This window comes from Flavobacterium glucosi, from assembly GCF_048286535.1.
GTDB lineage: Bacteria > Bacteroidota > Bacteroidia > Flavobacteriales > Flavobacteriaceae > Flavobacterium.
In genome coordinates this window covers 271,129-289,258 of the sequence record NZ_JBLVPK010000003.1, presented here as the reverse complement: position 1 = coordinate 289,258, position 18,130 = coordinate 271,129, and the positions used below count along the sequence as shown (strand labels likewise).

The following is an 18,130-nucleotide window of genomic DNA, read 5'->3' as shown; positions in this document are numbered from 1 at the left end:
TGATTTTCAATACTTTTATTAGCAGTATTTAGTTAAAAATTCACCTTGTATTATAGTATATTTGAGATAAAAAAAGCTTAATGAGAAATAGGAGTACCGTTTTTACAAGAGTCATTTTAATTGTATTGCTTTTTAGCATGACTTTTGTAAATGCTCAAAATAGTGATATAAATATTCTACGGGATATTAATGTTCATAGAAATAAGAGTTTAGATCCTACTTTTAAATTAGTGACAAACAGTGCGGTTCCAATCAGTGTTGCAACTCCCATTATTCTCTATTCTGTTGGTCTAATAAAGAAAGACAGTGCCATCAAGAAACAGGCAATTTTTATAGGAGAAGCATTTTTAGTAAATGCATTTATTACTACCGCTTTGAAACATACTATAAAAAGAGACCGACCATTTGAAACCTATCCTGATATTGATCAAGTAGCGTCGACCTTGGGTTATTCATTTCCTTCGGGACATACTTCTTTAGCTTTTGCAACAGCAACATCGCTGAGTTTAGCTTATCCCAAATGGTATATTATAGCCCCATCATTTGTTTGGGCAGGTGCAGTGGGATATTCTCGAATGCATTTAGGGGTTCATTATCCAAGTGATGTATTTGCGGGAGCAATAATCGGCACTGGCTCGGCTTATCTTAGTTATAAAGTGAATAAATGGATTAATAAAAAAAGTTCTAAAAAGGACAAATAGTTGCTGAAACACTGTGATTATTGTTCGAAAACGAAAAGAATTCAAGGCTGAAACATTTAATTGTAAATAAATAATTGTTGGGTAATTATTACCAGTAATTTATGTGCTGTATCCAAAAGATAAAACATTAAATTCAACTAACTTTACAGTAATAGTAACACTTTTGGTTAGTATCAGCATTCTTCTTTTACTAAAAATAAATTATCTAAAATGACGCACAAACTTGATATGGATGATAAACAACCTTGCTGCGCTTTAGAAGAAAAAAAAGTAAATAAAGCCCAAGATACAGGATGTTGTTCTTCTCATAGTGAGTCAGAAAATCACGATGAGGAAGATCACGATCATTCTAATGGAAATGAAAGCACTTTCAGAATGTTTTTACCTTCCATAATTAGTTTTATAGGACTGCTGATTGCTTTATTGTTTGATAATTACGTTCCACAATCTTGGTTTAATGGTTGGATTCGAGTCATTTGGTATGTTTTAGCTTACGTTCCTGTAGGGTTTCCAGTGTTGAAAGAAGCGTATGAAAGCATCCGCAAAGGAGCTATTTTTTCTGAATTTTTCTTGATGGGAATCGCTACGTTAGGTGCCTTTGGAATTGGTCAATATGCCGAAGGTGTGGCTGTAATGCTATTTTACGCAATTGGTGAATTGTTCCAGATGCTAGCTGTAAAAAGAGCAAAATCGAATATAAAATCATTATTAGATCAAAGGCCTGATGTAGCAAATGTAATTGACGGAGTGAATATTGTTTCCAAAAAAGCTTCGGAAGTTACTATTGGAGAAATCATAGAATTGAAACCAGGTGAAAAATTAGCTTTAGATGGAAAATTACTTTCTGATTATGCTACTTTCAACACTGCGGCATTAACAGGAGAAAGCAAACCCGATACCAAATCTAAAGGAGAAACAATCCTGGCAGGAATGATCAATCTCAATACTATTTCTCAAGTAGAAGTAACTACAGCTTTCACCGATAGTAAATTATCAAAAATTCTGGAGATGGTTCAGCTAGCCTCTGCAAAAAAAGCGCCAACAGAATTGTTTATTCGGAAATTTGCTAAAATTTACACACCAATTGTGGTCTATCTGGCAATAGCCATTTGTGTGCTTCCAATGGTATTTATAGATAATTACATTTTTAAGGATTGGTTGTACAGAGCATTGGTTTTCTTAGTAATTTCTTGCCCTTGCGCATTGGTAATTTCTATTCCGTTAGGGTATTTTGGAGGGATTGGCGCAGCAAGTAAAAACGGAATTCTATTCAAAGGATCTACTTTTTTGGATATAATAGCATCGGTCAAAGTAGTCGTTTTTGATAAAACAGGAACATTGACTAAAGGGGTTTTCAACGTTCAAAAAGTAGTAGCTGTTGGGATTTCAGAAACTGATTTGATACAATATACAGCCGCAATAGAGACTAAATCGACACATCCCGTGGGTTCGGCAATTATAGAATTTGCCAAAGACCTTACCAAAGCTAGCATTGTAAGTGAAGTAAAGGAAATTGCTGGATTGGGACTAAAAGGTTTTGTGGATGGAAAAGAGATTTTAGTAGGAAATGCTAAGTTGATGCAAAATTACAATATCGCTTATGATACTGAAATTGATGCAATTCCTTTTACTATCATACTTGTTGCCATCAATCAAAAATATGCAGGTTATTTTATTATTGCTGATGAAGTGAAGGAAGATGCAAAAGAGGCAATTCAGAGCTTACATAAATTAAATATAGAGACCATTATGCTTTCTGGCGATAACCAATCCATAGTTTCTGTTGTTGCCAAAGAGTTGAATATGGAGCAGGCTTTTGGAAATTTATTGCCTGAAAACAAAGTTGAAAAATTAGAAGCTTTATTGAAACAAAATTTAAACGTTGCATTTGTTGGTGACGGAGTAAATGATGCTCCTGTAATTGCTTTGGCCAATGTAGGAATTGCAATGGGAGGTTTAGGTAGTGATGCCACCATTGAAACTGCCGATGTTGTCATTCAAAATGATCAACCCGCTAAGATTTATACGGCAATTAATATTGGAAAAAAGACAAAACAAATTGTTTGGCAAAATATTTTTTTAGCTTTTACCGTTAAATTAATTGTTTTAGTAATGGGAGCAGGAGGTTTAGCTACGATGTGGGAAGCTGTTTTTGCAGATGTTGGCGTCGCTTTGTTAGCAATTTTAAACGCTGTAAGAATTCAACGCATTAAGTTTTAGACTTTAAAGGATTTAACTTAAATTTCCATAAAACACATTCCTATTTTTATTAATTTCGTTTTATTAAAATACATAGATGAAAATTGCAATAGTTTGTTATCCTACCTTTGGAGGAAGTGGTGTTGTCGCAACAGAATTAGGTCTTGAATTGGCAAGACGTGGTCACGAAATCCATTTTATAACGTATAGTCAGCCTGTACGTTTGGCGCTTTTAAATCCAAATGTACATTACCACGAAGTCAATGTTCCTGAATATCCGTTATTTCATTATCAACCTTACGAATTGGCTTTGTCAAGCAAATTAGTGGATATGGTAAAGCTCTATAAAATTGAATTATTGCATGTGCATTATGCAATTCCTCATGCTTATGCGGGTTATATGGCTAAACAAATGCTGAAAGATGAGGGAATTAATATTCCGATGGTGACTACATTACACGGAACTGATATTACATTAGTTGGGAATCATCCGTTTTATAAACCAGCGGTGACTTTTAGTATTAATAAATCGGATTTTGTTACTTCGGTTTCCCAAAGTTTGAAAGATGATACCCATAAATTATTTAATGTAAAAAATGAAATTGAGGTAATTCCTAATTTTATAGAATTAGATAAAAATCTGAATGATCCAAGTACAGCCTGCCATCGTTCCGTAATGGCTAATAAAAATGAGAGAATCATTACCCATATCAGTAATTTCAGAAAAGTAAAACGAATTCCGGATATAATTAAAATTTTCTATAATATTCAAAAAGAAATTCCTGCTAAATTGATGATGGTAGGGGATGGTCCTGAAAAAGAAAAAGCAGAATATTTATGTCAGGAATTAGGAATTCAGGATAAAGTTATCTTTTTTGGAAACAGTAATGAGATCGATAAAATTTTGAGTTATACTGATTTATTCCTATTGCCATCTGAAACCGAAAGTTTTGGTCTTGCCGCTCTAGAAGCTATGGCGTGGAGTGTTCCCGTAATTTCAAGTAATTCTGGAGGTTTGCCAGAAGTAAATTTTGACGGTATTTCCGGATATTTAAGTGATGTGGGGAATACGGATGAAATGGCACAAAACGCTTTGAAAATTTTAAAAGATGATGCAACTCTTCATAAATTTAAAAAAAATGCGCTGTCTGTTGCAAAACAATTTGATATCAAGAACATCTTGCCGCTTTATGAAGCTTTATATAAAAAAGCAATAAAAAAATACACATAGATTAGATTTACATTTTTCTAAAATAAAAAAGTAGTAAAACTTTTTAAATTAATCTATCAACCAATAAAATACCGTAATGAAAAAGATAATAGTATCACTAGTGGCTTTGACTTTATTTTCCTGTGGTGCAACAATTACAAAAAGTTCCGAAAAAAATTCTTTATACGAGGTATTGACACAACAGACAAACGGTGGTGCAAGTATTCGTTTTTTTGAGATTCTTTCGGAGCCAAATGAAATAGCAATGTTACAGAACGATGAAAATCTAAAAAATAAAATCAGTTCAAATGATATTCAGACTTCTAATTTTATAGTTTTGAATATGGGAGAAAAAACATCGGGAGGTTATAGTATAGGAATTGATACTGTAGTTGAAACTGATAAAAATATTGTTATCACCATAAAAGAAACTAGTCCGGAACCAGGGAGTATGGTTACACAAGCTTTTACAAATCCTTTTTGTGTAATTAAAATAAATTCTAAGAAAGAGATTATTTTTAAATAAAAAAAATGCCACTAGAAATAGTGGCATTTTTTTTAATACATTTTGATATATTAGAATTGGTATTTAAGAGCTAAAGCTACATCAGAACCATAATTGTTTCTGTAATAGTCACTGCTACCAAATTCAGGTCTGAAATCTAAAGAGATTAACAATGGGATGTCAAAATTATATTCGATACCTATATCTCCAGCAGCAAATGCAAAAGTTCCATTATTATAATCTCTATTGTCATAATAATCTCTGTTGTAGGTTCCTACACCACCACCAATACCTGCATACCAGTTGAATCCGCCTTCAATATTCCATACCCATTGATATAAAGCAGTTAATTTGATAGCATTGTCATCATAATTATCGTTTTTATAATTATTTCTATTTCTCCAACCTAAATCTAACTCTAAACGATTGTTGTTTGACAATCCTCTTTGATACGTTATTTCAGTTCCAAAACCACCACTGTCACCAAAACGTAGACCGATAGCATTTTTAGAAACATCTTGTGCTTGTGCGGTAAATGCTAATCCAATTAACATTATTGCAGATAAAATAATTTTTTTCATAAGTAAGTTTTTATAGATGCAAATGTAAGATTTAGTAGGACATGAATTTTATAAAATTTTAAAGAAAAGTTATATAATTTACGTTTTTAGAATTTTGATAGTTTTTTATATTGGCATTACAGAAGGATATTTTGTTTAGAGAAAAGCACTGAAGCCAGGATTTGATTACTCAAAATATCTTCCATTTCAAAAAGGTTTTCTTCTTCAGCATAGTTTGCTTCAGAATAGCTATATAATTTCCAACGTTTTTTATTGTACTCCAATGCTGTTAAGTTTTCTACCCAATCTCCTGAATTCAAATATAAAGTAGTCCCATTTTTATTTTCTTTATGAATCATTTTTGGTTCATGAATGTGTCCACAAATGACATAGTCGTATTTTTTTTCGATAGCTAATTCAGTTGCGGTTTTCTCAAAATCAGAAATGTGCTTAACCGCTTTTTTTACACTCGCCTTTATTTTTTTAGAAAAAGAATACGGCTCTCTTCCTATTTTAGACAAACACCAATTTACAAATCGGTTTGAAAGTATTAAATAATCATAGCCTAAACCGCCAAGTTTGGCAATCCATTTTGAGTGTTGCACAGAAGCATCAAAAACATCACCGTGAAATATCCAGGCTTTTTTATCATCAAGGTCTAATACTAACTTGTCCACTAATGCAAAATTACCCATATTCATATCACTAAATTTCCGGAGCATTTCGTCATGATTTCCTGTAATGTAGTAAACCTTCGTTCCTTTCGAAGCAAAACTTATAATTTTTTGTATGACTTTTAAATGTGCTTTTGGAAAATACGATTTTCGAAACTGCCATACATCTATAATATCACCGTTTAAGACTAGCGTTTTAGGTTTTATAGAAGATAAATAATTATAAAGTTCTTTAGCATGACTACCAAAAGTTCCAAGGTGTACATCAGAAATCACCACTAACTCGACTTTTCTTTTTTTCAATGTATTTGAATTTGAAGTTTACCAAATTAATAGAATTATTAGCAATAGCAATCGAGTTAAAGGTTAAGAAATCCAAGACAAGATTAAATTAATATCAACAAATGTGAAATGTTTCCTAAAACTTTAAACTTTAAACTTTTGAACTTTAAACTAAAATGGTACTTTTGTTCAAAACTAATTATAATGGCAGGTAATAGCTACGGAACACTATTTAGAATAACAACTTTTGGAGAATCACATGGTGAAGCATTAGGCGGTATAATAGATGGTTGCCCTCCTGGAATAACTATAGATTTAGATGCAATTCAGTTTGAAATGTCAAGGCGAAAGCCAGGTCAATCGGCTATAGTTACCCAACGTAAAGAGCCGGATGATGTTCAATTTTTATCCGGAATATTTGAAGGTAAAACTACAGGAACACCAATAGGTTTTATTATTCCCAATACCAATCAAAAATCAGACGATTACTCTCATATAAAAGATAATTACAGACCCAGTCATGCTGATTATGTATATGAAAAAAAATATGGTGTTCGTGATTACCGCGGTGGAGGACGAAGTTCTGCTCGTGAAACGGCTAGTAGAGTAGTAGCTGGGGCGGTAGCAAAACAAATGTTATCAGAAATAAAAATTAATGCTTACGTTTCTTCTGTAGGTCCTATTGTTTTAGAAAAACCATACCAAGAATTAGACTTTTCAAAAACCGAAAATAATCCTGTTCGTTGTCCTGATGAGGAATCAGCGGTAATTATGGAGGAATATATTCGTGATATTCGCAAACAAGGCGACACTGTCGGTGGAACTGTAACCTGCGTGATTCAAAATGTGCCTATTGGTTTAGGAGAACCTGTTTTTGACAAACTTCATGCTGAATTGGGTAAAGCAATGCTTTCTATTAATGCCGTAAAAGGATTTGAGTTTGGAAGTGGTTTTGATGGAGCAAGGATGAAAGGAAGCGAGCACAATGATTTATACAATCCAGATGGAACGACTAAAACTAATCTTTCAGGTGGGATTCAAGGCGGAATTAGTAATGGAATGGATATTTATTTCCGTGTGGCATTTAAGCCTGTTGCTACCATTATGCAAAAACAAGAATCATTGGATAATAAAGGAAGTATAACTGAAATGACTGGTAAAGGACGACATGATCCTTGTGTTGTGCCGCGTGCAGTACCTATCGTTGAGGCAATGGCAGCCATTGTATTAGCTGATTTTTATTTGATAAACAAAACCTATTAATATTAATTTTTGAAGCTTTTCCTGCTTTACAATAATTCTTTCCTTGCTTGACAGCAAACGAGAAAAGAATTATTGTAAAGAAAATTAACTTAACACGTATAAAACTGTAGTAACCAGGACAAGGGCTAAAACCTAACAATCAATTTAATGAATACCAAAACAACTAAAAAGCCATCTTTTTTTTCAGGATTAACGGGACAAATATTAATTGCGATGGTTTTAGGTGCTATATTAGGCATTGTAATTCATAATTCCATTTCGCCAGAAGCTGCTCAAGGTTTTAGCGCAAAAATTAAAATTCTGGCAACAGTTTTTATTCGATTAGTCCAAATGATTATCTCGCCATTAGTTTTCACAACACTTGTTGTAGGAATTGCAAAACTGGGCGATATTAAAGCTGTTGGAAGAATTGGAGGGAAAGCAATGGGTTGGTTTTTTACAGCTTCTTTTGTTTCCTTATTATTGGGAATGTTTTTTGTAAACATACTGCAACCGGGAGTTGGTCTTAATTTATCAAATGTTGACTTAACTTCTGTCTCTGAAGTTACTGCAAAAACTCAAAATATATCTTTTGACAATTTCATTGAGCACATTGTACCCAAAAGTATTTTTGAGGCAATGGCTACCAATGAAATTTTACAAATTGTGATTTTCTCTATTTTCTTTGGTTTGGCTGCGGCTTCCCTGGGAGATTTTGTAAAGCCTGTTACCAATGCTTTAGATAAAACGTCTCATATTGTTCTTAAAATGGTAAATTATGTAATGAAGTTTGCTCCAATAGGAGTTTTTGGAGCTATTGCAGGAGTTTTTGCCGTAAGGGATTTTCAGGAATTAGCAATTACCTATTTCAAATTCTTTGGTTCATTCTTAATTGGAATTTCATCACTTTGGCTAGTATTAATTCTGGTAGGTTACATTTTTCTAAAAAGTAGAATGACTGTTTTACTTAAAAGAATTGTCAGTCCTTTGATTATTGCTTTTGGAACAACCAGCAGTGAAGCAGTTTTTCCAAAATTGACAGAGGAATTAGAACGTTTTGGAGTAAAAGACAGAATCGTTTCTTTCATGTTGCCATTAGGTTATTCATTTAATCTAGATGGAAGTATGATGTACATGACCTTTGCCAGTATTTTTATTGCTCAAGCCTACGGAATTGATTTGGATTTAGGAACACAAATGACCATGCTTTTGGTTTTGATGCTTACCAGTAAAGGAATTGCAGGTGTTCCAAGAGCAAGTTTAGTTGTAGTTGCCGCTACTTGTGGTATGTTTGATATTCCAATTGAAGGAATAGCATTAATTTTACCTATTGATCATTTTTGTGATATGTTTCGTAGTGCAACAAATGTTTTAGGAAATGCCTTGGCAACCTCAGTTGTAGGACAATGGGAAGGTGATGATGAAAATGAAACTCTGGTTTCAGAATAGTTATAAAACGCTAAGTTTTCCCAGTAAATCATAGAGTAAACCTGTTCAATTAGTTGAGCAGGTTTTTTTTCATTTAAAAATTCAGATTTTTAATTATTTTATATTTTAAAGAGTTGCATTACTGTTTTTTAAAATGTGTCTATTCCGTTTTGTTTTAATAGATAACACCTCGTTATTCTTCTTCTTTTTTTATTAAAAAAATGTATATTTGGTAAACTTTAATTGTTTATGCATCATTTACGTATTGTTTTATTGCTATTGTTTGGGTTAAATTATTTTGTAGGTCATTCAATTGCACAACCAAAAACATATTCTAAGAAAGAAATCACTAAACTTACGGATGAAGCTTACCAAGACTTAAAGGATGCTAATTTTGAAAAATCTTTGGATATTTCTAAATTAGCACTTCGTTCCTCTATTGATTCTAATGATTTACATATCCAACGCCTTTAATCAATGGATTTGAAACTATCAGAATGATTCGTCAAAAAGGCATGTATATACCAATAGTTGCATTAACGGCATTTGATAAAGCAGAAATAATCGAAGAAGCTCTTTCGGCCGGAATCAATGATATCATCATAAAGCCTTTTGATTCGATTAAATTATTTGAAATCATCAGTATTCTAATATCAAAACCTAAAAGTATAGCTTAATTTATAGTTGTATAATTTTGTTTTTTAAAATTGCTTTGTGAGAAATTTAAATTTTAATAAAAATGCCTTTTGTTTTTTTGACAAAAGGCATTACTTACAGATTAAAATTTAAGAGTAGTTTCTAATTAATACCAGCGTTTTTTATTTTGCTTAGAAACTTCTGATTTTCTCGATTTATGGGCTCCACCACTACGGTTTGAATTTTTTTGTTGTGAACCTGGTGCTGTTTCCGGACTTCCAGAATGCCAATGATAAGGATGATCATTTACAGTTTTCACATCCACTTTTATTAGTTTTTGGATTTCTTTCCAATAGGTATGTTCGTCCTTACTGCAAAAAGAGATTGCAATACCACCGTTTCCGGCACGACCGGTTCTACCTATACGGTGAACGTAAGTTTCAGGAACATTAGGTAAATCAAAATTAATTACAACGGGCAATTGGTCAATATCAATTCCTCTGGCTGCAATATCAGTCGCTACGAGAACACCCACTTCTTTGTTTTTAAAAGCGTCCAAAACGCGTTGTCTTGCATTTTGTGATTTGTCACCATGAATGGCTTCTGCAGCAATATTGTTTTTTCGTAATGCTTTTACAACATTATCAGCACCATGTTTGGTTCTTGAAAAAACCAAAACATCAGAAAGATTTTCATTTTTAATTAAATGATAGAGTAAGTTTCTTTTTTCTGTTTTTTCAACAAAATAAACGCGTTGTTCTACATTTTCGGCAGTAGAAGATACTGGAGAAACGGTTACTGTTGCAGGATCAGTCAAAAACATTTCAGCTAATTCGCGGATAGCGATTGGCATCGTAGCGGAGAAAAATAATGTTTGTCTGTTTTTTGGCGTAAGCTTTACAATTTTTTTTACATCATTTACAAATCCCATATCTAGCATTTGATCTGCTTCGTCAAGAACTAAAGCATGCAAATGGTCTAAATCGATAAAACCTTGTTTGTGTAAATCAAGAAGTCTTCCAGGTGTTGCAATCAAAATATCGACACCGTTTTTTAAAGCATCTACTTGAGGATTTTGTGAAACTCCACCAAAAATGGTAAGTTGTGTCAGGTTGGTGTATTTTCCGTAGGTATCAAAGCTTTGTCCAATTTGAACGGCTAATTCTCTTGTAGGAGTAACTACTAAAGCACGAATTTGTTTGGCTTTTTTCGAAGAACCTACAATTCGGTGCAATTGATGTATTATTGGAATAGCAAATGCGCCAGTTTTTCCAGTTCCGGTTTGTGCGCAACCTATTAAATCTCTTCCAGATAATACAATTGGAATAGATTGTTCTTGAATGGGAGTTGGATTAAGATAGCCTTGTTCAAATACGGCTCTTTGTATACTTTTTGAGAGTGATAAATCTTCGAATAACATATTTTTGGTATTAAATATCATGTAATAAGTACATAAATAGTACAGCAAAGATAGTATTATTATTTTTGATGATATTTATATGGTGTTTTGTTGATGAATTTGTTAATTTTAATTCCAGAAATTCATCAACAAAACAGTCTAAAGAGTATTAGATTTAATAAAATCAGTTACTAAATATCCTATAAGTTTACCTATTAAATGGTTGTTTTTTTCTTCTCCTAAATCTGGGGCACCCTCGCAAATGTGTAAATAGGTTGCATTTTTGTTTTTTCCAAAATAGGATATAAACTGTCGTAATTGCTCCACTGAAAAACCACTCAAAGTCATTGCGCTACAAGCAATATTAGGAATCGAATCTAAATCGATCTCAATGCCAAAAAAGTCATCATTGATAAACTCTAAGGCTTGAGCCATTTCTGGATTAAAATCTTTTTCTTTTCTAATGTTTATGCTATCATAAGTAGTGTAGCGTACGCGATCTTCTATTTTTTTAATTATATCCAATACACTTTTGGAAGTATAATTTTCGTGTAAACCAAAAATAAAATATTTCTTTAAAAACCCTTCTTCAAACGCATACGAAAAACCATTACCGCTGTGACGTCCTTCTAAAATTCTAAAATCAGAATGGGCATCAAAATTGATAGCATTGATAGGTTTCCCTTTAGCAAGTGCAGCTCCTTTTATATTTCCATACGAGTTATTATGTCCGCCACCTATAATTATAGGAATTTTACCTAGTTTTATGATGTTGAATATTATATGAGAAACATCTTTATCGATTTTTTCTACTAATTGACTTAATTTAGATCGATCGTCAATGTCATTAAAATCCAAATGTTCCACTTCTTTCATTTCGACACTTACATTCAATTGACCTAAAACAAAAAGTTGGCTTCCTTTACAAAATCGATTGTGCTGAATATTTGCAATACTTTTAATGGCGCTATCCCAAGCTGATGCTGCACCAGGCCTGCCATAATTAGCTCTTATGCCTATGTCTTCTGGAATTCCAAACAATACGTATTTTGCATCGCAAGTTTTAAGAAACTCAACAGGATCGGTCTCTTTTGGAACAGTGATCATTTTCTCTCCAAATTTTATTTCACCACTTCTATGGTTCGTAATTTTTGCAAGATCTTTGATAGTAAATGGGATAATTTTTTCCATTAAAAAAATATTTTTTTTCCCCAAAAATAATATAATTACGTTAACATACGTTATTACGTGGTTATATATTGTTAAATTTGTAAAATAAATTAAATTAAATTAAAAGATGGAAAATCAAAAAAGCAGTTCAAGTCTTAAAGCGGTTATAGCAGTATTAGCTATTTTATTAGTGGGAAGTTTAGTTTATATTTTTAAAATGACGTCAGATACCGAGATCGTAAAAACAGAATTGAAAACTACATTAACTGAAAAAGAATCAGTTATGAAAGATTTACAAGAATTAAAATCAACGTATGATGCTGCAATTGCAGAAAATACATCAATGTCTGATGAGTTAATTCAAGAAAGAGATAAAGTGGTAAACTTAATGTCTGATTTGAGTAAATCTAAAGGCGATGTAGCTACTATGTCAAAGTATAAAACACAATTTAATGCCTTACAGGGAAATATGAAGGTTTTAATGGCTGAAAATGACAACTTAAAAAAAGCAAATACGACACTTACTACACAACGTGATAGTACAGTTGTAGTACTAGGAGAAACTAAAAAGAATGTTGAAGCATTGACAGGTCAAAATGAAGAATTATCTAAAGCTGTTGAAAAAGGGTCGAAATTGACGGTTTTAAACACTAGAGGTTCTGCTTTTAAATTAAGAAGTTCAGGAAAACAAATTGAAACTGATAAAGCCAGCAGAGCGGATGTTCTTAGAGTTAATTTTACTATTGCTGAAAATCAAATTGCAATGTCTGGAGACAAAATGTATTATGTTCAAGTAATTGACAGCAAAAACAATGTTTTAGGAGATAAAAAAACAGAAACTTTTGGAGACAATACATTAACCTATAGTTTTTTGACTAATGTTAAATATGAAAACAAAACGATCAATGTTTCTGAAGATTTAAAAGGAAAAGATTTTGCTAAAGGGACTTACTACATCAATATTTTCGATAGAGATATATTGGTTTCTAAAACAAGTTTTGTTTTAAGATAACAACAATAGTTGATTTAATAAAAAAAGGGGAACATTACGTTCCTCTTTTTTTATTCAAAAATTTCACCTTCTATTAATACAGTATCAATTAGATTGCTGCCAAAAGCGTATGGTAACTGATAATAGGAGGAAATAGGTTTTGTTAGGATTAGGTTAGCTCTTTTACCAATCGTTATGCTTCCGTGGGTTGCTGAAATCCCCATAGCGTAGGCTCCGTTGATTGTGGCTGCATTTATAGCTTCTTCGGGAGTCATTTTCATTTTGATGCACGCAGTTGCAACCACAAAATTCATATTTCCGGATGGAGTAGAGCCAGGATTATAGTCCGTGGCGAGAGCCAGAGGTAGTCCAGCAGCTATCATTTCTCGTGCTGGCGTATACGGTATACTCAGGAAATAAGAACAGGATGGCAAAGCAACAGGCATTGTTTCGGTATTTTTTAAAGCTTCAATATCTTCTGCTGTCACAACTTCTAGATGGTCAACAGAAAGCGCATTGTATTTAATTCCAGCCTGGATTCCACCAATTGAATTGAATTGATTGACATGTATTTTTGGCTTTAAGCCAAATTTAATTCCAGCTTCCATGATTTGTTGGGTTTCATCAACAGTAAAATAACCGGTTTCACAAAATACATCTATGAATTCTGCCAATTTATTTTTGGCAATTTCTGGAAGCATTTCGTTAATGATTAAATCGATATAACCTTGATGATTTGATGCGTATTCCAATGGAAAAGCATGAGCGCCAAGAAAAGTTGCTTTTATGGTTATTGGATAATTTTGAGCTAATCGCTGTATCACGCAAAGCATTTTCAATTCACCATCAAATGTCAATCCGTACCCCGATTTGATTTCTACAGCTCCAGTTCCTAAACGGATGACTTCTTCTAATCTAGCTTTGGATTGGTTGTAGATTTCTTCTTCAGAGGATTCATTGAGTTTTTTAGCTGAATTTAAGATTCCACCGCCACGATTGGCAATTTCTTCATAGGTCATGCCATTGATTCGATCTACAAATTCCTGTTCCCGATTACCGGCATAAACAAGATGAGAATGACTGTCGCACCAAGAGGGTAAAACCATTTTTCCGGTGGCATCAATCGTCTTGTTAGCAGGTATTTGAGGTAGATTATCCATCGTGCCAAAATCAGCAATTAAGTTGTCTTTAATTACTAAATAAGCATTTTTGAGAGTTGGAAGTATTGCCATTTCGGCACCCGAAATTTTAGTGGTAGTTGTTTCCCGAACCTGAAGTAATTCCTTTATATTAATGATTAATGTTGTCATTTTAGATGATAATTACTCTGAAACTTTGATTTCAAACATTTTGTTCCAGTTTTTACCGGTTACAAAAATGGTTTTTGTTTTTGGGTTGTAAGCAATTCCGTTTAAAACGTCAGTATCTTCTAATTTTGCAATTTTTGTAGTCAAATCTGCGAGATTTATTATTCCTTCTACGGCTCCATTTTTAGGATTGATAACCGCAATTGCATCTTTTTGGTACACATTTCCATAAATTTTTCCATCAATCCATTCCAGTTCATTAACTCCTTTTACTTTAGATTTTAAAGAGTAAACATTGATATGGTCAATTGCTTTAAAAGTTTCTGGATTTAATACATGTATGGTTTCAGAACTATCTGTCATATATAAACTTTTACCATCATTGGTTAAACCCCAGCCTTCCATTTTTTTGTAATATGGAACTGTTTTTTCTTTTTTGAAGGTATCTGCATTATAAACATACCCTTCATTATTTTGATACGTCAGTTGGTATACTTTGTTATTTAGAATCGTAATCCCTTCGCCAAAATATTTAGCATCCAATTCCACTTTTTTATAAACTTCGCCCGTTTTATAATTTGTTTTTCTTAAGCTGGAAATCCCTCTCTTTCCTGATGGACCTGAACCATTTCCTGTTCCTTCATAAAGCGTATCTCGGTAAAATTCTAATCCTTGAGTGTACGCTTGAATATCGTGCGGATACGTATTTACGAGGGTATATTTTAATAATTTTGGCTGAATATTAGAAACTAATTCCACTCTTGTAGTAGCTTCTGAGTTTTGCCCCTCATAATATACTAAAGCTTTTAGGTTTTGATAGCCGAGTTTTTGATCTTTTAATTCAAAAGTTAATTTGTCAGTTCCTTTTTTGGAACCAATTCTTGTATCATTTACATAGTAAATAATGCTGTCTATAGTTTTTGAATTGGAGTTTAAAATTTCCAAAGAAAGGGCTTCTTGAGGCTGGTATTGTTCCTTAAATTTTGAATTATCAAAGGTAAATAAAGAATTTTCATCTTTTTTTGTATCTTCACAATTAACTAGTACAGTTCCTAATAAAATGATAGATAGTATGTTATAATTTTTCATAGTGTAAAATTTGAATACCCCAATATACAACGTTATTTTATAGGTGCAAAGCACTTGCAAAAATATAAAAAGGTTGTATATTTGCACCGGCAAGTCCTACACGACCAGCTCCTGCAGACTCCCCCAGGATGGGAACATAGCAAGGGTACGTGGTTGAGCGGTGCGATGTAGGTCGCTTGCCATTTTTTTAATCTGAATTTATTTCAGGTTCTTTTCGAAATTCAAACAAATAAGTAGTCTTCCTTCGGGAGGATTTTTTTATTTTTGGACAATTCTAACTGCAGTTGGTTTTAGCTTTTTTGTAGTTGTACAAGATGTCAAAAACGTTAAACGTTAAACCTTAAACAAAATAAATGAATAAAGTAGTTCTAATTACAGGAGGTTCTTCAGGAATAGGGAAAGCTATTGGCGAGTTTTTACATCAAAAAGGTTTTATTGTTTATGGAACCAGCCGAAATCCGGAACGAATTTTAAATTCGGTTTTCCCTTTAGTAGCTTTAGACGTTCGAGATACGGATTCGATTCATGCGGCTGTTGCCAAAGTAATTGCTATTTCAGGAAGACTTGATGTTGTAATTAATAATGCGGGTGTTGGGATTACAGGACCGCTGGAAGAAATTCCAATGCAGGAGATTAAAAATAATTTTGAGACAAATTTATTTGGACCAATTGAAGTGATGAAAGCCGTGTTGCCACAAATGCGTTCACAACAATCAGGTTTAATCATTAATATTACTTCGATTGCTGGGTATATGGGTTTGCCATATCGAAGTGTTTATTCTGCTTCAAAAGGAGCATTAGAACTCATTACGGAAGCATTGCGTATGGAAGTGAAGTCGTTTGGTGTTCATATTACCAATGTGGCTCCGGGAGATTTCGCGACTAATATTGCTTCGGGGCGTTTTCATGCTCCGGTTATTAAAGGTTCTGCTTATGAAAATCTCTATGGAAATATATTAAAGACTATGGATGAACATGTGGATAGTGGCAGTAATCCAAACGAAATGGCAGAAGCGGTGTATAAAATTATACAAACGCCGAATCCTAAAATTCATTATAAAGTAGGTGTTTTTATGCAAAAGTTTTCGATTGTTTTGAAACGAATACTTCCTGATAAAGTGTATGAAAAAATGCTTATGAATCATTATAAGTTGTAATAACGTATTTTCGTCTTAAATTGCCTTAATGCTAGCGTGAATGAGCCTTATGGTTATTAAATAGGGGATTCTTAATTAACCTAAAAAGACTGAAAAGGCATTAAAAAGCAATAAAAAGCAATAATATATACACAAAACTATACACATATTAATTATTTGTGTTATCTTTATTACTTAATGATTGAGTATATGAAAGCACCAGTTTTTGAGTTAAGGGGGAAGAGCATTCAGTGTAGGGCTACAAATGGAGTAAAGAACGTTGTTAGGCTCTCGACTGGGCTGTCCGTAGGCGTAAGTCGTTGGGATGTTAAAAAGCAAGCCACCATTGGTATAACCGCTGAGGAAAAGAAAACCAATTCTACTTTGCGTAAAATAACCGATTTGGTTGAGGCAGATGCAACGATTAATAAACTTACTTCCGAATGGCTAAAAGATATTATTAACGAAGCCAGCGGAAAAGCAAATATAAAAGACAGGCTATTGTTTCTAAATATATGCAGCATGTATATTGATAGTAAAAGCGAGCTGGCGCGTAATACCTTAAGCGCTTACAACCGTGCATTTGACTTGCTAACTGAATTTATAGACAATAATAAAGTTTACGTTATTGAGGTTGATACTACCTTTATGCATGACTTTAAAAGATGGCTGCGCAGTGTTAAATTCATTTCTAATAACTCGGCAATCCAACATACTCGTTTTATTAATACTGTGCTTAATTATTGTGTAGAGGTAAAAGGATTTGATGTTTCGAAAATGCGCTCTTATAAAGAATCAGGCAAGGCAAAAAAGAGGGGTGAAATTGTAATGCTTTACCCAGCCGAGATACAGTCTATTAAGTATTTGAAGGATTTGCCAGAGCATTTAGAAAACTCTCGGATATGGTTGTTGATTGGAATCGAGATAGGGCAGAGAGCAGGAGATTTACTTTCTATCACTTCCTCTAATATCAAAGGCAACAGGCTCTATTTAACGCAGCAAAAAACCGGTAAGGACGTGATTGTACCATTGACACAAGATACGATTGATTTGATACATTCTATCGCTTACCAAATTGATGTTACTTCTTTGAACAGAAACATTAAGAAGCTGTGCGAGATTGCTGAGATTAATGCTCCTGTTCTTTATAAACAAAATATTAAAGGTGTGGAAACTTTGGTTTCTGTCCCAAAGCATATCGCAATCGGAACTCACGCGATGAGACGAACCTATGCCACAAGTAAGTATGGTAAAATTTCAAATGCATTAATTATGTCCGTTACGGGGCATAGCACCGAAGCAATGCTTATAAAATATATTGGTCTTAGTGATGAGGAAATTGCGACTCTTTACGAAGAGGCTAGGGACAAGTTATAGTGTAACACAGTTTTTTTTTTTTTTTTTTTTTTTTTTTTCTCAATGAATTTCGGGATTCTAACGCCCGATTAACAATCAGCTCCACTTCTTCTCAAGAAAGCAAAATTGAACAAGATGTTCGTTTTCTAAAGAAGAAGTGGAGTTTTTTTATGCTGCTTATTATAACTACTTTCTATCTATAGCAAGAAAACTCAAATATCACCAAAACTGGGTATAGGATTTCC

Annotated in this window: 17 protein-coding genes and 1 other RNA gene; 12 read left to right on the top strand and 6 right to left on the bottom strand. The window is 33.2% G+C overall.

What is annotated here, in order from left to right; translation table 11 throughout:
• Positions 1–80 precede the first annotated feature (80 nt).
• The 4 genes from ACNQGD_RS07095 to ACNQGD_RS07080 all read left to right on the top strand — a co-directional run bounded on the left by ACNQGD_RS07095 (position 81) and on the right by ACNQGD_RS07080 (position 4,636).
• Positions 81–701, top strand: a complete 621-nt coding sequence (locus tag ACNQGD_RS07095; RefSeq protein ID WP_417992815.1) for a phosphatase PAP2 family protein — start codon at positions 81–83, stop codon at positions 699–701.
• Between the two features lie 210 nt (positions 702–911).
• Complete coding sequence (locus ACNQGD_RS07090) at positions 912–2,921, top strand: heavy metal translocating P-type ATPase (RefSeq protein ID WP_417998802.1); 2,010 nt, start codon at positions 912–914, stop codon at positions 2,919–2,921.
• Positions 2,922–2,997: 76 nt separating this feature from the next.
• Positions 2,998–4,131 carry an N-acetyl-alpha-D-glucosaminyl L-malate synthase BshA gene (bshA, locus tag ACNQGD_RS07085; protein WP_417998801.1) on the top strand — a complete coding sequence of 378 codons (1,134 nt, stop codon included), beginning with the start codon at positions 2,998–3,000 and terminating at the stop codon, positions 4,129–4,131.
• Between the two features lie 76 nt (positions 4,132–4,207).
• The gene (locus ACNQGD_RS07080) at positions 4,208–4,636 is read left to right on the top strand and encodes a protease complex subunit PrcB family protein (RefSeq protein ID WP_417997233.1); all 429 of its coding nucleotides are present in this window, start codon (positions 4,208–4,210) and stop codon (positions 4,634–4,636) included.
• A 50-nt stretch (positions 4,637–4,686) separates the two neighbouring features.
• On the opposite strand, the gene ACNQGD_RS07075 is transcribed toward ACNQGD_RS07080, so the two are convergent.
• Complete coding sequence (locus ACNQGD_RS07075; RefSeq protein ID WP_417998800.1) at positions 4,687–5,196, bottom strand: hypothetical protein; 510 nt, start codon at positions 5,194–5,196, stop codon at positions 4,687–4,689.
• Between the two features lie 116 nt (positions 5,197–5,312).
• Complete coding sequence (locus ACNQGD_RS07070; protein WP_417997234.1) at positions 5,313–6,152, bottom strand: UDP-2,3-diacylglucosamine diphosphatase; 840 nt, start codon at positions 6,150–6,152, stop codon at positions 5,313–5,315.
• 183 nt (positions 6,153–6,335) lie between these two features.
• On the opposite strand from ACNQGD_RS07070, the gene aroC reads away from it, so the two are divergent.
• The 4 genes from aroC (at position 6,336) to ACNQGD_RS07050 (ending at position 9,478) form a co-directional block, all read left to right on the top strand.
• On the top strand, positions 6,336–7,394 hold the full coding sequence (gene aroC, locus ACNQGD_RS07065) for a chorismate synthase (RefSeq protein WP_417998799.1): 1,059 nt from the start codon (positions 6,336–6,338) through the stop codon (positions 7,392–7,394).
• A 147-nt stretch (positions 7,395–7,541) separates the two neighbouring features.
• Positions 7,542–8,822: a dicarboxylate/amino acid:cation symporter gene (locus ACNQGD_RS07060; protein ID WP_417992822.1), complete on the top strand. Its 1,281-nt coding sequence runs from the start codon at positions 7,542–7,544 to the stop codon at positions 8,820–8,822.
• Between the two features lie 228 nt (positions 8,823–9,050).
• Entirely contained in the window at positions 9,051–9,275 is a 225-nt protein-coding gene (locus ACNQGD_RS07055; RefSeq protein WP_417998798.1) for a hypothetical protein, read from the top strand.
• 23 nt (positions 9,276–9,298) lie between these two features.
• Complete coding sequence (locus tag ACNQGD_RS07050; RefSeq protein WP_417997236.1) at positions 9,299–9,478, top strand: response regulator; 180 nt, start codon at positions 9,299–9,301, stop codon at positions 9,476–9,478.
• Positions 9,479–9,603: 125 nt separating this feature from the next.
• Here the strand turns inward: ACNQGD_RS07050 and ACNQGD_RS07045 are convergent, their stop codons facing one another.
• On the bottom strand, positions 9,604–10,857 hold the full coding sequence (locus ACNQGD_RS07045) for a DEAD/DEAH box helicase (RefSeq protein ID WP_417998797.1): 1,254 nt from the start codon (positions 10,855–10,857) through the stop codon (positions 9,604–9,606).
• Positions 10,858–10,995: 138 nt separating this feature from the next.
• Complete coding sequence (locus ACNQGD_RS07040; RefSeq protein WP_417998796.1) at positions 10,996–12,027, bottom strand: formimidoylglutamase; 1,032 nt, start codon at positions 12,025–12,027, stop codon at positions 10,996–10,998.
• Between the two features lie 106 nt (positions 12,028–12,133).
• On the opposite strand from ACNQGD_RS07040, the gene ACNQGD_RS07035 reads away from it, so the two are divergent.
• Complete coding sequence (locus ACNQGD_RS07035; RefSeq protein WP_417997239.1) at positions 12,134–13,018, top strand: hypothetical protein; 885 nt, start codon at positions 12,134–12,136, stop codon at positions 13,016–13,018.
• A 50-nt stretch (positions 13,019–13,068) separates the two neighbouring features.
• Here ACNQGD_RS07035 and hutI read toward each other — a convergent pair whose 3' ends face one another.
• Positions 13,069–14,307 (bottom strand): imidazolonepropionase, encoded by a 1,239-nt coding sequence (gene hutI / locus ACNQGD_RS07030; RefSeq protein ID WP_417998795.1) that lies wholly within the window; start codon positions 14,305–14,307, stop codon positions 13,069–13,071.
• A gap of 12 nt (positions 14,308–14,319) precedes the next feature.
• Positions 14,320–15,393, bottom strand: a complete 1,074-nt coding sequence (locus ACNQGD_RS07025; protein WP_417998794.1) for a glutaminyl-peptide cyclotransferase — start codon at positions 15,391–15,393, stop codon at positions 14,320–14,322.
• An 87-nt stretch (positions 15,394–15,480) separates the two neighbouring features.
• Between ACNQGD_RS07025 and ffs the strand changes: the two genes are divergently transcribed.
• From ffs to ACNQGD_RS07010, 3 genes are all read left to right on the top strand, one after another.
• Positions 15,481–15,578: signal recognition particle sRNA small type (gene ffs / locus ACNQGD_RS07020), an RNA gene on the top strand.
• A gap of 168 nt (positions 15,579–15,746) precedes the next feature.
• Positions 15,747–16,550 (top strand): SDR family oxidoreductase, encoded by an 804-nt coding sequence (locus ACNQGD_RS07015; protein WP_417998793.1) that lies wholly within the window; start codon positions 15,747–15,749, stop codon positions 16,548–16,550.
• A 189-nt stretch (positions 16,551–16,739) separates the two neighbouring features.
• Positions 16,740–17,906 carry a tyrosine-type recombinase/integrase gene (locus ACNQGD_RS07010; RefSeq protein WP_417998792.1) on the top strand — a complete coding sequence of 389 codons (1,167 nt, stop codon included), beginning with the start codon at positions 16,740–16,742 and terminating at the stop codon, positions 17,904–17,906.
• Positions 17,907–18,130 lie beyond the last annotated feature (224 nt).